General features: G+C 40.0%; 15 protein-coding genes. 13 read left to right on the plus strand and 2 right to left on the minus strand.

The genetic code is table 11. The features are described from left to right. The first annotated feature begins 519 nt into the window (after positions 1 to 519). The 3 genes from BW986_RS21145 to BW986_RS21160 all read left to right on the plus strand — a co-directional run bounded on the left by BW986_RS21145 (position 520) and on the right by BW986_RS21160 (position 3,650). Entirely contained in the window at positions 520 to 1,278 is a 759-nt protein-coding gene (locus tag BW986_RS21145; protein ID WP_076370433.1) for a carbon-nitrogen hydrolase family protein, read from the plus strand. 545 nt (positions 1,279 to 1,823) lie between these two features. After that, a complete protein-coding gene (locus tag BW986_RS21155; RefSeq protein WP_076370437.1) occupies positions 1,824 to 2,678 on the plus strand; it encodes a hypothetical protein in 855 nt (284 codons plus the stop codon). A gap of 66 nt (positions 2,679 to 2,744) precedes the next feature. Beyond that, positions 2,745 to 3,650 (plus strand): VanW family protein, encoded by a 906-nt coding sequence (locus BW986_RS21160; RefSeq protein WP_076370439.1) that lies wholly within the window; start codon positions 2,745 to 2,747, stop codon positions 3,648 to 3,650. 366 nt (positions 3,651 to 4,016) lie between these two features. Here BW986_RS21160 and BW986_RS29780 read toward each other — a convergent pair whose 3' ends face one another. Then, positions 4,017 to 4,427 carry a hypothetical protein gene (locus BW986_RS29780; protein WP_142244703.1) on the minus strand — a complete coding sequence of 137 codons (411 nt, stop codon included), beginning with the start codon at positions 4,425 to 4,427 and terminating at the stop codon, positions 4,017 to 4,019. Between the two features lie 270 nt (positions 4,428 to 4,697). On the opposite strand from BW986_RS29780, the gene BW986_RS21165 reads away from it, so the two are divergent. The 3 genes from BW986_RS21165 to BW986_RS21175 all read left to right on the plus strand — a co-directional run bounded on the left by BW986_RS21165 (position 4,698) and on the right by BW986_RS21175 (position 7,177). Beyond that, complete coding sequence (locus tag BW986_RS21165) at positions 4,698 to 5,261, plus strand: MOSC domain-containing protein (protein ID WP_076370661.1); 564 nt, start codon at positions 4,698 to 4,700, stop codon at positions 5,259 to 5,261. Between the two features lie 181 nt (positions 5,262 to 5,442). Then, a complete protein-coding gene (locus tag BW986_RS21170) occupies positions 5,443 to 5,844 on the plus strand; it encodes a DUF6157 family protein (protein WP_076370441.1) in 402 nt (133 codons plus the stop codon). Positions 5,845 to 6,088: 244 nt separating this feature from the next. Continuing rightward, on the plus strand, positions 6,089 to 7,177 hold the full coding sequence (locus BW986_RS21175) for a glycosyltransferase (protein WP_076370443.1): 1,089 nt from the start codon (positions 6,089 to 6,091) through the stop codon (positions 7,175 to 7,177). A 646-nt stretch (positions 7,178 to 7,823) separates the two neighbouring features. Here BW986_RS21175 and BW986_RS31130 read toward each other — a convergent pair. Further along, entirely contained in the window at positions 7,824 to 8,798 is a 975-nt protein-coding gene (locus tag BW986_RS31130) for a hypothetical protein (protein WP_311316568.1), read from the minus strand. Between the two features lie 347 nt (positions 8,799 to 9,145). Between BW986_RS31130 and BW986_RS31135 the strand changes: the two genes are divergently transcribed. From BW986_RS31135 to BW986_RS21210, 7 genes are all read left to right on the plus strand, one after another. Further along, positions 9,146 to 9,796 carry a hypothetical protein gene (locus BW986_RS31135; protein WP_311316569.1) on the plus strand — a complete coding sequence of 217 codons (651 nt, stop codon included), beginning with the start codon at positions 9,146 to 9,148 and terminating at the stop codon, positions 9,794 to 9,796. A gap of 536 nt (positions 9,797 to 10,332) precedes the next feature. Further along, positions 10,333 to 11,040 (plus strand): DNA alkylation repair protein, encoded by a 708-nt coding sequence (locus BW986_RS21185; RefSeq protein ID WP_076370663.1) that lies wholly within the window; start codon positions 10,333 to 10,335, stop codon positions 11,038 to 11,040. Positions 11,041 to 11,256: 216 nt separating this feature from the next. Beyond that, positions 11,257 to 11,865 (plus strand): undecaprenyl-diphosphatase, encoded by a 609-nt coding sequence (locus tag BW986_RS21190; RefSeq protein ID WP_076370445.1) that lies wholly within the window; start codon positions 11,257 to 11,259, stop codon positions 11,863 to 11,865. 187 nt (positions 11,866 to 12,052) lie between these two features. Next, a complete protein-coding gene (locus BW986_RS21195) occupies positions 12,053 to 12,319 on the plus strand; it encodes a CPCC family cysteine-rich protein (RefSeq protein WP_076370447.1) in 267 nt (88 codons plus the stop codon). Positions 12,320 to 12,471: 152 nt separating this feature from the next. After that, positions 12,472 to 13,161, plus strand: coding sequence for an HAD family hydrolase (locus BW986_RS21200; protein ID WP_076370449.1), 690 nt, complete (start codon positions 12,472 to 12,474; stop codon positions 13,159 to 13,161). A 176-nt stretch (positions 13,162 to 13,337) separates the two neighbouring features. After that, complete coding sequence (locus BW986_RS30860) at positions 13,338 to 13,547, plus strand: hypothetical protein (RefSeq protein WP_076370451.1); 210 nt, start codon at positions 13,338 to 13,340, stop codon at positions 13,545 to 13,547. Between the two features lie 286 nt (positions 13,548 to 13,833). Continuing rightward, a complete protein-coding gene (locus tag BW986_RS21210; RefSeq protein WP_076370454.1) occupies positions 13,834 to 14,475 on the plus strand; it encodes a DUF4272 domain-containing protein in 642 nt (213 codons plus the stop codon). The last annotated feature ends 221 nt before the right edge of the window (positions 14,476 to 14,696 follow it).

Below are 14,696 nucleotides of genomic sequence, written 5' to 3' on the forward strand. Positions count from 1 at the left end.
TCGTATGACCGTCCGATGTGCAAAAACTGGACGGTCTTTTGATGATACTGAATTAAATTGGAGTAGTTTTCCCGTGACTTTAAAAGGAGAAAAGTACTTCTACCCAAGTCTTTTTAAATGTAAAAATATATTAAAAATAACTAAATTTATCATTAATACCTTTTATTTGAAGGTTAACTCATGCTATAATGAAAGTCCAATAGCTTTATATAACATGGAAGCGCTTCCTTCTCCGAGGAAGTGCCCTTTTTATGTTTTTCACTTACTAATTAACATAACAACGCTAAAAACACCTGAAATAGAAATAAGTATCTGTTTAACGTCCAAAATCCCTCATCTCTACCCCTTCTACTTCAATTTCTTGATGATATAACAATCAGCCCTTGTAACGGAGAATTTTGCTACATCAGCGAGTGGCAAAATCTATCGAGGAAGATTAGTTGAACAAGCCAATCAATGTCTATGCTACAATCATTACAAGCATGGCCATTAATATAAGTTGATGTTTGGGAGATCACTATGGGAAAAATAAAAATAGCTTTATTACACCTATTGCCTATCGCTGGTGATGTGGAGTATAACCAAAAACTAATTGAACAAGCCATTCATATAGCATCAAATAATAATGCCGAATGGATTATAACACCCGAACTTTGTGTCAGCGGACTTCAATTCAATCATAAGATTGGGACTGGATGGATTAACAGGCAACCTGATGCTTGGATGAGTAATTTGAGCCGTAAACTAAAGAATTCGAATAGCACTGTATTTTTGGGCTGCCCTGAAAAAGGCAGTAACGGAGAGTTGTATAATTCTGTGTTTGTCATGGATAAAAAAGGTCATTTATTAGGTAAACAGAGAAAAATAAGTGTTATTGATGATTGGTCAGCTTCGGGGGATGTAATAGAGCCAATAAAAACAGATAATGTTGAGGTTGGTATTATGATATGTGCTGACGCATATACCAAAGATATTGCTAACAGCCTATTTGAAAAAGGGGCAAAAATATTAATTGCACCGTCTTCCTGGGGTCCCGGATTACATGGTCCAGAGGGAGAATGGGAACAAAGGTCATTGGATACAGGACTGCCTGTAATTGTCTGCAATCGTACTGGCGAAGACGAAACTGTCCGTTTTTGGGATGCAGAAAGCATGATCATAAAAAATGGTGTTCCCCTCCTAACACATAAATCAAAACAATCAGCGATACTTACCTTTGAATGGGATTTACAAAGCATGGAATTAATATCCCCTCATTTCGACATCGAATACATATAATGAGAACTTGATTTACTACATACACTGCACTCGTGTTCAATTAAAGGTGCGTTATTTCATTAGGCTGATTTCGCATACTTTGTTGCAATTTACCAAGTAAAGCGGTGTGGTTGATTTCCCCTCCAGATGCTCGCTTTCCGCGGGGCGGGCGGTGAGCCTCCTCGGCGTAAACGCCCGTGGGGTCTCACCTGTCCCGCTGCTCCCGCAGGAGTCTCGCACTTGCGCTCCAATCAACCTTAAATCGTTTTGTTTTAAAAACAACAATCTTTACGAAAAGAGCCTTTCATTAGATGAAAATGAAAAAACTTTGTTTCAATGCATAAACGGAGAAAACCCCTTGGCCGCCAAGGGGTTTTATTTTTTTTATATACGGATTGGACCCTCACCACTAATATGACTGAGCCATTTTAAGCTTTTATAGCTGATTCCCCAAAACCTTTTGTTTAGAAAATAAATGAACAAGGAAGAGTTTAATTTCCAAATATTCGAAGGTATTCAACTGATAAAGTTCTGAAATAATAAGTAAAAAATGCGGGAGAAACCAAATGAAAAACAATAAACTTTATCAAGTGATTATCGCTATTTTTATACTTGTCTTAATTGCCGATCACCCGGTCCATGCAGCGGAATGGGAAGATGAAGAAGGACCAATAAGCTTTAAAATTGAGATGTTACCTTGGGAGATTGTGAACAACATTATCCCTAATAAAACTATTTTCACGATTATTGATATTGAAACGGGCTTATCATTTAAGGTACAGCGAAGAGCAGGCAGCCATCATGCCGATGTACAACCGCTAACCAAAGAAGATACTCAAATCATGAAGAAAATTTATAATAATAAATGGAGCTGGAATAGAAGGGCCATTATTGTATTGATCAATAATCAAATGATTGCTGCATCCATGCACGGAATGCCACATGGTGCCGGTGCTCTTCAAAATGGTTTTGCAGGTCATTTCTGTGTTCATTTCTCTGGAAGCATTACGCATCGTTTGAAAAACGAGGATCTTTCTCATAAATTAATGGTATTGAAAGCGGCTGGCAAGCTTGATGATTATTTACAAACGGTGAGTCCCTATGAACTTATACGCATTTTTACCATTGCCGTTAATCAAGGAAATCAGAAATTAGTGGCAATGACCTTATCAAATCCGGAACATCCCGATCGTGTCAATAAGCTTGTTAACGATATTACATATTTTGGAGTTGTTGACCCTTTAAGACAACCGCCGGAACAACTAAATGGGCTATTTCTAGTGGATGTACCCGTTCAAGTAGCTATTTATAAGAAGAGAGAAGGCAAAGAAAAAAAGGTTATGCATTTTATGATCCGAAGGGAAAGTTTGACTGATCGTTGGTTTATTGATCAAGATTCGCTCCGTGAAGATTTAAAATAAGATTTGTGAAGTAAGGGAAACATGAAATGATGAATCCTAACTATATTAGTGTGGGGGAGCATTCAAATGAGATTAACATGGATTGCTGGAATTTTACTATTCGTTCAACAAGTGAATATCTCTGAAAGCTTATCGGTAACTCAACATGGGCAAACCATTGCCACTGTCAACCGTGTTGATGTTACTATGCCCTCACTAAATGTTCCTATGATGGACTTGGATAAATACAATCGGTTTATCGAAAAACTAGACCGCCAAGTGTACCAAAAACCTGTAAATGCCACCATCGATAAATATGGTAATATTCTACCTGGGCGGCTAGGTTATAAGCTTTACCATCAGGCGTTTAATGAGCAATTTTATTCCTATTTGTATAGCAGTAAAGCATACAAAGTGGAAGTGCCTTTGCTTGCCGTTTATCCAAAAGTTGACATCGAATTGCTTGCTCAGATTCGTGTGAAAAAAATAGGTGAATATAGAACCTATTTTAATGAGAAAAATAAAAATCGTTCTAATAATATCTTGCTTGCTACAAAAGCCATTAATAATTATGTCGTATTTCCAGGAGAGACGTTTTCTTTTAACCAAGCCGTTGGCAGGAGGACGGGAGACAAAGGATATATGCCCGCTCGGGTCATAGTCGAAGGAGAGTTTTCTGAAGGGATCGGTGGAGGGATCTGTCAGGTGTCATCCACCCTGTTTAACGCTATCGACAATGCAGGATTGCAAACTGTTCAACGCTATTCCCATTCTAGGAACGTTCCTTATGTTCCATCCGGTCGGGATGCTACAGTAAGCTGGGATGGTCCTGATTTTAGCTTTAAAAACAAGTACAACCAACCTATCCTAATCCGAGCTGCAACATATGGAGGAATTGTGAGCATCACGGTTTATTCTTCGGATATGATTAATTATGAGACCAAAAAAGTTCCCAACGCTTCAAAACACATATCAAAAGAAATTTCGGTGTGATTAATGAGTAAAAGCAAGCACGATCTTTCCGTGGGAGCTAGACAATATTCATCTAAAGATAGACTCTGCCATTAATACAATATTGATGGTCTGAAGGAAAAGTGGCGTACTACTATTAACCCCGATTACACAAGAAATTTAGTGCCAAAGCCTTCAACACACGATATAGAAGGGGGCGATGCATTGATGACAGTACCAACAGCAAAAAGACAATTAATTAAATTAATTGTCTTTTTTACCCCACATGGAATGGAGGAGAAAATGAAAGGATTTCAAGATGTGTAGAAATTTAGAACTTCCTGACCCCCATCTCCCTTAGGGAGTTTTTTATTTTTTTCCTAATTCTCTATAAAGTCTTTTTAAACATTAAATAATCCGTTGCGTTGTAACGGAACAAACAGTTTTAACGGAACAAATAGATGAAAGGCTAATGGTAAAATTACCCATTGACCTGTCATTAACTGTCACTTGCCCCGTAACAGGATCAAAACTTCGTAACTCTACAAATATAGGCGTAAATGGTTCAGCGGTTGTAGTAAATCCAATGACTGAACCTATGATAGAAGTCCTTAAAAACTCACTTATTTCACGTCGAGTCTGACATGCTTGTCCGATTGGCGCAAATGTTGTTTTATGACTCCTATCCTTTCCTTTATCACAGCAGGAAGATTTATCACAGCAAGATGATTTATGACAGCGGGATGATTTATCACCGCTGAATCGATTATGAACACAGAATGGGTTATGACGGCATAATATATTTTGACAAGATTTCATATATATCACTCCTTTTTCTACTATATATATGAGATTTTAAAAAACATGCTTGTACAAATTTACTAAATTCCCTGCCTTTATCGTATCCTTCCTTCTATTAGGCAATTTTATTTATATTTCTATTGAATGCTTCGTAATCGTTACTAAGTTGGAAAAGAGTTTGTGAGGAAGGTCCTTAAACTTTAAGGCAGCCTTTTTCTTATGGAATTAACTGGGCAGGATATATGAACAAATATATCAAATATAAGTAATAGGGGGAGATGAATGAAAATGAATGACGAAAAAATCGGCTCGGCCAGTGGAGTAGTAATAGCTGTAAGTAAAAGTGATAAACACACATTCAGTAAGGAAAGTTGCACTAGTATAAAACTGTTGAAAGGTTTGGGCGTTGAAGGAGATGCCCATTTAGGTAAAACCGTTAAGCATCGTTCACGTGTGGCTGCTAACCCAAATCAACCTAACTTGCGGCAAGTTCACCTAATCCACTCAGAATTATTAGATGAATTGAAAGATAGGTTTAATGTTACAGCTGGACAAATGGGTGAAAATATCACCACAAAGGGTATTGATCTGCTTGGATTACCGAGGGATTCGTTACTGTATATTGGGGAAACAGCGGTTATTAAAGTAACAGGCTTACGAAATCCATGTGCCCAAATCGATCAATATAAATCAGGACTGACGAACGCTGTTTTAGACCGGGATAAGGATGGGAACTTGATACGTAAAGCAGGAATAATGAGCATAGTTTTGGAAAGTGGTGAGGTTCACCCCGGGGACGTGGTTAGAATTCAATTACCTCCTTTGCCTCATACACCTCTTGAAAGGGTATGAGGTTTCAAAAGAACTGTTATTTTCAGTAAAACAAATCAACCTTAACTGGTTGCTTTATTTCAATTAGGGGGTTGCTGATGCGGCCTTTTTCTTTTGTAACTCACGGATCGGGATACCTGAAGAAAATAATGGTATAATATGGTACGTAAATGATCACGCTGCTGAAGAAGGAGGCTGTCGTATGAGTTATAAGAACACACTTATTACCATTTCAGAGGATTCAAAAGTTACTTCAGCAAAGGTACCTGTCATCAAAAATGATAAACCCACAATTGCTTATATTGAGCATGATTTAATTAATAATAACCCATATAAATTTACACAAGACGACGTGCAATTCAAAACATACTTAATCAGGAATCAAATAGAAGAGGAAAGTGCAGCTGAACTTCGAGAACAGTTCTTTTCAAAATCCAAGGCTTGCTTCAGAACTTCTCCGTTAGTAAAAAATTATGGTTGGGGAATTCATTATAATAATCAAGGGAAAATCGCCATATATGACGCCAAGAGTGAAATGTATAACCAATTGCTGAATCAAGTCGACATTACAAAACTCAAAGGTATGCGTTCCAAAAGAAAATAAAAACTAACGGGGCAGATTAGTTGAATTATATGAAAACGCTAGATATATATTTGGTGTTTACTAATAAATTAGAGTCCTTCAGCAAAGGAATTGTGACAAAAGATGCGGTTGCAAAAAAAGATCTTAAATTTCCTGCAATTGACGATTTTCCTTGTCATGTCTTGAATTAATTGGATCATACATCCCCTATCCCCAGACATTATTACAGGCAGAATCTAATATGCTGTTTACTGGAGGTGATTTAATGGGCGGGATTTCAATTAGTTTATGCATGATTGTAAAGGATGAAGAAGATTCACTTTCTAACTGTCTGGCTTCTGTTAAGGAACTAGTTGATGAAATTATTATCATTGATACAGGATCAAAAGATAACACGAAACAAATTGCTTCAGCCTTCACTGATCATCTTTATGATTTTGAATGGATCGATGACTTTTCGGCTGCGAGAAACTTCGCTTTTTCTAAAGCGACAAAAGAATATATATTCTGGCTTGATGCGGATGATATTTTAACAGAAGAGAATAAGGAGAAATTTTCAACCCTGAAAAAAGTACTTCCACCTCAATTCGATTCTGTCATGATGTTTTATCATCTTTCTTTTGATGGGAATGGAAACCCCAGCTTCAGTTCCAGGCGGAACCGGCTCGTAAAACGGGAAAAGAACTTCCAATGGATAGGATTCGTTCATGAGTATCTTGAAGTAAACGGAAACACATTTCAATCGGATATTGCCATACATCATAAAAAGGAAAAAAGTTTTAATGATCGTAATTTGGGAATTTACAAGAAGGCCCTTCAATCAGGAATTGATTTTTCACCGCGCGACAAATATTACTATGCAAATGAATGCAAAGACCATTGTTTATATGATGATGCCATCAAGTGGTATCGTAAATTTCTTGATGAGGGTAAAGGATGGAGTGAGGATAACATTCAAGCATGCGGCAAGTTGGCGGACTGCCATATTCAATTAAAAGATTGGGGTTCAGCAGTCCAGAGCTGTTTAAAGTCTTTCGAGTACGATACACCAAGAGGGGAAATCTGCTGTCGGCTCGGATACATCCATATGGAGCAACATGAATATGAACGCTCCATATTCTGGTACAATCTAGCAACACAAATAGAAATACCAGAAACAAAAAGCCCTTTTATCGAGCGGAATTGTTACACATGGCTGCCGCACATTCAGCTTTGCGTATGTTTTGACCGCATCGGCAAGCTAGAAGAATCAAAAAGACATAATGAGTTGGCTGCTGAATACTTGCCTGATCACCCTTCCGTCCTCTATAACCGCAATTATTTTCAGAATATCGAAAAAAAGGAAAAAAGCTAATCCCTTGAACGCCAAGGAATTAGCTTTTTTTGCTTCTCGAAAAGTTAATTTTGGTCTTTTAATTGCATGTAAGGGGGGAGAATAGCACTATCAAAATATTGATTATCCTTAGATTAAATAATACATACTACTATTTTATCATTTTTGCATAACTCTGGATATTTAACAATGGTAAATGATTTGTGCCGTTTCACTGTTGTTGCAAATTTCATAAAGTACTATAAGGTTCTAACGCCAAATTAAAACACCTAGTATTTGAAAAAAACATTTAGAGGGTGAAACAAAGTATGCCAGAATTCTTTGATGGAAGAACATCTCAAAATGCTTCCTATGCTAACTCCATTAACATTCCCACTTCGTCTGATTACCAATTATTTGGTCAAGTTGGTCTAAATGTTAGCGAAGCAAATCCCACTTCAATTATTCGGGTTCAATTTGACGGGATCATCACCTTGAAAGTAAATCCGGAAGCAAGCGTTCCTACACATTTTGTTGAAATTAAAATTGTTAGAGGGACCGATCCTAATGCTAATACAATTTTTAGCGGTATTAAGACTATTGTTCTTAATGGCTCTGAGGTCGGATCTCAAGAGTACGCATTTTCAGCTTCAGATTACAATGTCCCAAAAGGTTCAGGATTTTTAGTCTATACAGCTTTTGTTCGTAACATTACTGGTTCAGCTGATACAGATGTAACGCGTGTCGGCCCAGAGAGCTTTAATGCGTCAGCTATTGGAAATACAGGAGCCACCGGAGTTCCGGGTGTCACAGGAGCGACGGGGGCCACGGGAGCCACGGGAGCCACGGGAGCCACGGGAGCAGCAGGCGCCACCGGAGCCACGGGAGATCCAGGAGCCACGGGAGATCCAGGAGCGACGGGAGCAACAGGAGCCACGGGAGATCCAGGAGCAACGGGTGCAACGGGAGATCCAGGAGCCACGGGAGCCACGGGAGATCCAGGAGTCACCGGAGCGCCGGGTGCAACAGGCGCCACCGGAGCCACGGGAGATCCAGGAGTCATCGGAGCGACGGGTGCAACCGGAGCCACGGGAGATGCAGGAGCCACGGGAGATGCAGGAGTCACGGGAGCCACAGGAGCCACAGGAGCCACAGGGGCCACCGGAGCCACGGGAGATCCAGGAATCACAGGAGCGACGGGAGCCACGGGAGCCACAGGGGCAACGGGAGATCCAGGGGCAACGGGAGCCACGGGAGATGCAGGAGTCACCGGAGCGACGGGTGCAACCGGAGCCACGGGAGATGCAGGAGCCACGGGAGATGCAGGAGCCACGGGAGATGCAGGAGTCACCGGAGCGACGGGAGCCGCAGGAGCCACGGGAGCGACAGGAGCCACCGGAGCAACGGGAACTACGGGAGCCACGGGAGATCCAGGAGTCACCGGAGCGACGGGTGCAACCGGAGCCACCGGAGATGCAGGAGCCACGGGAGCGACAGGAGCCACCGGAGATCCAGGAGCAACAGGAGTAACAGGAGCCACGGGTGCAACAGGCGCCACCGGAGATGCAGGAGCCACGGGAGCGACGGGAGCAACGGGAGCGACGGGAGCTACAGGAGTAACGGGAGCAACAGGAGCGACGGGAGCCAGGAGCAACGGGAGCAACAGGAGCGACGGGAACCACAGGAGCAACGGGAGCCGCAGGAGCGACGGGAGCCGCAGGAGCGACGGGAGCAACGGGAGCGACGGGAGCCGCAGGAGCGACGGGAGCAACGGGAGCGACGGGAGCCGCAGGAGCGACGGGAACCACAGGAGCAACGGGAGTCACGGGAGCGACGGGAGCTACAGGATTAACGGGAGCAACAGGAGCGACGGGAGTCACGGGAGCTACAGGATTAACGGGAGCAACAGGAGCGACGGGAGTCACGGGAGCAACAGGAGCAACGGGAGCCACCGGAGCCGCAGGGGCCACGGGAGCGACGGGAGCCGCAGGAGCGACGGGAACCACAGGAGTGACGGGAGCGACGGGAACCACAGGAGTGACGGGAGCGACGGGAGCCGCAGGAGCGACGGGAGCGACGGGAGCCGCAGGAGCGACGGGAGTCACGGGAGCTACAGGATTAACGGGAGCAACAGGAGCGACGGGAACCACAGGAGCAACGGGAGCCGCAGGAGCGACGGGAGCAACGGGAGCAACAGGAGCAACGGGAGCAACAGGAGCAACGGGAGCCACCGGAGCCGCAGGGGCCACGGGAGCAACGGGAGCCACTCCTCAATTAACTTTTGCAGAAGTGGCTGGTCCAGTCGCTCTCACAACTACTGGAACCGAAACGTCAGTGGTTACAATGAATGTACCAACTATTATTGGCCAGAACGTTAAAGTGGACTATGTGGTATCAGTTGATGTGATCACAACGGCCAACTCAAATTTCACCTTTCAAACTAGGTTATATCGTAATGGGGCTTTAGTTGATACACGTTCCGTTCAAAGAAGTATAAGTTCTGCAGGTACATCAAGATTCCCTGTTGCATCTACTAATGTAAATACTGCCGCTATCACTGGAACTTCAACATATGAAATTAGAATCGCTTTTACAGTAGCATCAAATGTAACCTCCTCAAATGCTATAAATGCCGATATTAACGCAATAAGCTTTCCATAATGAAAGTAACTTTATATCACCAGCCATATTCCTTTAAAGTAAGGGTATGGCCTTTTTTTAAAAAAAAGGGTTATGAGGAAAGGAATTTTTGAATGTACTGTACTAGATTGAGTACAGTGGTATGTGATGGTCAATATCGGATGATATCCTCAACCTTGTCCATATCCCCTATGATAAGTAGTCTGGCTCTAAGCCGTTACGCGTAGTGCTTGTGTTATTTGCAAAGGATAAGAAATGTATTTTGTCCTTTTAAACGTACATTTTGTGTCAAATCTACAAGCCTTATAGAACTAACGGGGCAGGTTAGTTGAACAAGAACAAAGGGGAAACCTCATGATTCTAAACGTTGTAGGAAACTGTAACAGAAGGCAATGTTTCTTACGTGCGAGAATAACGTGTTAAGTGGGTTTCTGCGTAACACTCATGTACTTAGACTGTAGTTTTGCTGACAAATGCTAGTTTGTTATAGGATAATGGTGATATATTTGATGGACAAAATATTAGGGGGAAAACTGAAAAGAAGGAAGTGCTTAGCGATGAATTTAGAGATGGTTATGCAGGAACTTGAAGCCTTTGGCAAGGAACGAACTAAAAAAATATACATATCCAATGGTGCGCATGAGCCGCTTTTTGGCGTTGCTACAGGCGCTATGAAACCCATTGCCAAGAAAATAAAAATAAGTCAACGTTTAGCAGAAGAGCTTTATTCCACGGGGAACTACGATGTAATGTACTTTGCAGGCATTATTGCAGATCCAAAAGCCATGACTGAGTCGGATTATGATCGTTGGATGGATGCTGCGTATTTTTATATGCTGTCCGATTATGTAGTGGCCGTAACCTTAGCAGAGTCAGATATTGCGCAAGAAGTTGCTGATAAATGGATCGCAAGCGGTGAAGAGCTGAGAATGTCAGCGGGCTGGAGCTGCTACTGCTGGCTTTTAGGGAATCGGCTAGACGTTGAATTTTCAGAAAGCAAGAATTCCAATATGCTTGATATTGTGAAAAATACGATTCACGATTCGCCGGAACGAACGAAATCCGCTATGAATAATTTTTTATACACCGTGGGGATTTCATATTTGCCACTCCATGAAAAGGCAGTCGAGACTGCAAAGGCAATAGGAATAGTAGAAGTCAAACGGGACAAGAAAAAAAGCAGTTTTCTAAATGCTTACGAAAGTATTCAAAAAGAAGTCGATAAAGGAAGGCTTGGTTTTAAACGCAAATATGTAAGATGTTAAAAAATTAGCCTCGCATTATGAATCAACTATCGTGAAAAGGTTATTACCTTCTCGATAGTTGATTGGATACATGAAAATATCCTTCTTAAACTAATGTGTGCTTTACTTCATTAAGGAAGGTTGCTGAGGCAGCCTTTTTCTATAGGTTTAATAGAAGTTCATCTTATTTACACTTAATAAAGATAAAGTGATCATACAATCAGGAGGAATTTTTCAATGGCTTTGTCCGAAATGAATAGTAAATTGTTTAGAATGATTAATAATCTAGGTAAACAATACACGGATTTAAATCCTTTCTTTGTATTCATCGCGGAATACATGATTTTTTTCTTAGTATTGGCAATCCTTCTGTTTTTGTTTTCTCGAAGAAATAAAAATAGAATCATGGTAATCTGTGCATTTATTACATTAGCTATCTCGGAACTATTGGCAAAAATAGCAGGGCAATTCCACTCGAATAATCAACCATTTGCTGAGTTGCCCAACGTTAATAGGTTAGTTGAAAAAGCAGTCAATAATTCCTTTCCAAGCGACCATACGATCATATTCTTTTCCTTTTGTATAACCTTCTGGTTGTTCAAAAGGGGTTGGGGGATTTTATGGGTAATTTTAGCTGTCACTGTAGGTATTTCGCGAATTTGGGTAGGTGTCCATTATCCAGCAGATGTTCTTGTCGGAGCCATCATCAGTATTGTTTCAGCCACGATCGTTTACAAAATGGTTCTTAAGTTAAGACTGACCAAGAAATTTTTGGGGAATCAAGGCGAACAATCCATTCTATCTGCCCTATCCAAACAAAAGAAAGGTAAGTCAAAGGACTTTTAAAAAAGTGTTTTACAATACTACTTGAAATGGAAGAATTATTAAACATTAACCATTTTTCATCTGAAAGGTCGATAGTTTAACAAAGGGTTGCTGCGGCAACCTTTTTTTAGGGAACTAAAGGGGCAGTTTAGTTGAAGAATGATGTTTAACCATAAAAAAGAATAACAAACAACTTCGAGGTGATTGTATGAAATATACTTGTCCTTGCTGTGGATATAAAACATTAGATGAAGAACCGACCGATACTTATGCAATTTGCAAAATATGCTTTTGGGAAGATGACGGTGTTCAATTTCGAGACCCTGATTACGAAGGCGGGGCAAATGAAGTTTCATTATGGCAAGCACAAAAAAACTTTGTTAAGTTTGGGGCATGTGAAGAAGGATGTATTGCTTTTGTAAGGAAGCCAAATAAGAAAGATATAAAAGACCCTAATTGGCAACCGTTTATTTAGAGAAAATTATTAAAGCTAACGGGCACTTTACTTCAATAAAGAGCCTTGGCAGCTCATTCAACAGAGCAGGGTATTGTGTGAAAAACAGAATGTTGCAAGATAATTTTTAATATGTTCTTGCTTAAATTTCATTTTTGCAAAGGGGGAAGAAAATGTCACAATCATTGATTTTTGATATGGATGGTACATTATTTCAAACAGATAAAATTTTAGAAATATCCCTTCAAGAAACATTTGATCATTTGAGAAATTTGAGTTTGTGGGAGCAAAAAACGCCTATAGAAAAATATCGAGAAATTATGGGAGTACCTTTACCAGTTGTATGGGAAACCTTATTACCTGAACATTCGAGCGAAATCAGAAAACAAGCAAATGAATTATTCCACGAGAAATTGATTACTAATATTAATGTAGGTAATGGTGCTTTATATCCGTATGTAAAGGAAGTTTTTGGCCATTTAAAAGATAATGATTGTGCAATATACATAGCAAGCAATGGGCAAATAGAATATTTAAATGCAATCGTAAAGTATTATCAATTAGATAATTGGGTTACGGAAACATTTAGTATACAACAAATACAATCTCAAAATAAGTCAGATTTAGTACATACAATAGTGAACAAATATAATGTTGAAAAAGGTGCTGTAATTGGTGATCGCTTATCGGATATTAAAGCAGCAAAAGATAATAGTTTAGTAGCCATAGGGTGTAATTTTGATTTTGCTCAAGAAAATGAGCTTGCGCAAGCAGATATCATCATTAACAGCTTAGCTGAATTGAAATCAGTTTTAGAAAAATTAAATGAAAAAAGCAATGGGGGAAATAAGGCAATAAGGTGAGTTGGTGAAGCTTTTTCTTTTTGCAACAAATGGGGCAGGTTAGATTAAGAAGATACATCAATCTGTATTATTGAGTGCCAGCGCATGCTATAATGAATAACTTACGATTATTACTGTTTTTGGACGGATGCCAAGTAAAGCCTCCGCATAGCGATAAAATATGGAGGTGTAAGAGATTGAATAAACAATGGACGATTGGCAAAATTAAAGAATTTGTTGAGAACAATTCGGAAAGTAAGTTGCTAACGACGGAATATCACGGTTTTTCTCAAAAGTTACTATTTAAATGTACATGTGGTAGCAATTTTGAAAAAACGTTTACGAAGTTTAAAAATAATAAACAACGTAAATGTGACGTGTGCCAACCGCCTAAGGCTGCACGATAACGGATAGTGTATAAACGAAGTGCTGATTTCTTTAGGTAAGTTGGCACTATTTTTATTTAATGGGGGAATAAAAGTGGAATCCTAAAGGGGAGGTCTAGATGATTATTCCTTCTTGAACTAGCGGGTGCGTTAGCTTTACCAATGGGCTGTCATAAGGCAGTCTTTTTTTATGCAACTAAAGTCTCAGGAAAGTTGAGATTAATGGTATAATAAAAGATGGTGTGTGGAAAGTTTTTCTAATCGTAGTTTTAAAGTTAACGGGATTTACCTAATAGTGAGGTGCGGAATGAGAAGTTCGAAACATAGAAAAAAAAGATCCGAAAAAATATTAAAGACCCTAAAGGTACCAATAAATAAACATTTGCCCTTAACGGAAAATGAAGAAGAAGTTTCGCTTAGAACAACAGAAGAGATCATTAACAGAATTATTTCATTAGCGATAGTCTCAGCGAAAGCTTTGGAGGCTCCGCCAGAAAAAATTGAGGAGTTTATTGAAAGGTATAATGCTAATGAATTATTCACAGAAGAAGAAAAAAAGTTTTTAATGAAAAAACATCTGAACCAGAACGAGCTGATCCAGTACTCTTGGAAGTTGGAATGTATTTGGCTTCTGCTTTGGTCTGTAAATCTAATATCCGATATAGAGGTTCCAGCCGATACATGTAATGCTGAATATGTTTTTGAGACGGTTTTTCTTCATTCTAAACAAGGGTTGCTTGATAAATCCTCTATAAAACCAACCAGTGATATATTGGATAGCCTTGATTTTATTTATAGAGCACATTGGGCGGTAAGGGAAGCTCAAATAAATCATTTGGAAGTTCCATCATCTCTAAATGAAGGCGTTGTATATGAAAGACACTACACTCTTAATTGGCTAGTAAATTATATGAATCAAGAATGGGAAGAAATAAGTACAGATACATAAAAGCACGAATACTTTTATGCTCTCATTACAGGGGCGAATGATCAGGGTTTACTTCAAACAAGGAAGGTTGCTGAGGCAGCCTTTTTCTTATGGCACTAACGAGGCAGGTTAGCTGGATAAGGGACGAATTACCAGTACAAAAGTTTTCATTTTTTGAGATAATCAATAAGCACCAAGATTTTGAATGTAATAGGTGCAATTGTATGCATGAAATTAAGTGA

Origin of the sequence: Peribacillus simplex, assembly GCF_900156045.1 — a bacterium.
GTDB classification, from domain to species: Bacteria; Bacillota; Bacilli; order Bacillales; family DSM-1321; genus Peribacillus; species Peribacillus simplex_D.

Excerpts from the sequence above, each read along its gene's own strand:
- BW986_RS21145 (WP_076370433.1), top strand. The coding sequence starts at position 520 with ATGGGAAAAATAAAAATAGCTTTATTACACCTATTGCCTATCGCTGGT.
- BW986_RS21155 (WP_076370437.1), top strand. The coding sequence starts at position 1,824 with ATGAAAAACAATAAACTTTATCAAGTGATTATCGCTATTTTTATACTT.
- BW986_RS21160 (WP_076370439.1), top strand. The coding sequence starts at position 2,745 with ATGAGATTAACATGGATTGCTGGAATTTTACTATTCGTTCAACAAGTG.
- BW986_RS29780 (WP_142244703.1), bottom strand. The coding sequence starts at position 4,427 with ATGAAATCTTGTCAAAATATATTATGCCGTCATAACCCATTCTGTGTT.
- BW986_RS21165 (WP_076370661.1), top strand. The coding sequence starts at position 4,698 with ATGAATGACGAAAAAATCGGCTCGGCCAGTGGAGTAGTAATAGCTGTA.
- BW986_RS21170 (WP_076370441.1), top strand. The coding sequence starts at position 5,443 with ATGAGTTATAAGAACACACTTATTACCATTTCAGAGGATTCAAAAGTT.
- BW986_RS21175 (WP_076370443.1), top strand. The coding sequence starts at position 6,089 with ATGGGCGGGATTTCAATTAGTTTATGCATGATTGTAAAGGATGAAGAA.
- BW986_RS21185 (WP_076370663.1), top strand. The coding sequence starts at position 10,333 with ATGAATTTAGAGATGGTTATGCAGGAACTTGAAGCCTTTGGCAAGGAA.
- BW986_RS21190 (WP_076370445.1), top strand. The coding sequence starts at position 11,257 with ATGGCTTTGTCCGAAATGAATAGTAAATTGTTTAGAATGATTAATAAT.
- BW986_RS21195 (WP_076370447.1), top strand. The coding sequence starts at position 12,053 with ATGAAATATACTTGTCCTTGCTGTGGATATAAAACATTAGATGAAGAA.
- BW986_RS21200 (WP_076370449.1), top strand. The coding sequence starts at position 12,472 with ATGTCACAATCATTGATTTTTGATATGGATGGTACATTATTTCAAACA.
- BW986_RS21210 (WP_076370454.1), top strand. The coding sequence starts at position 13,834 with ATGAGAAGTTCGAAACATAGAAAAAAAAGATCCGAAAAAATATTAAAG.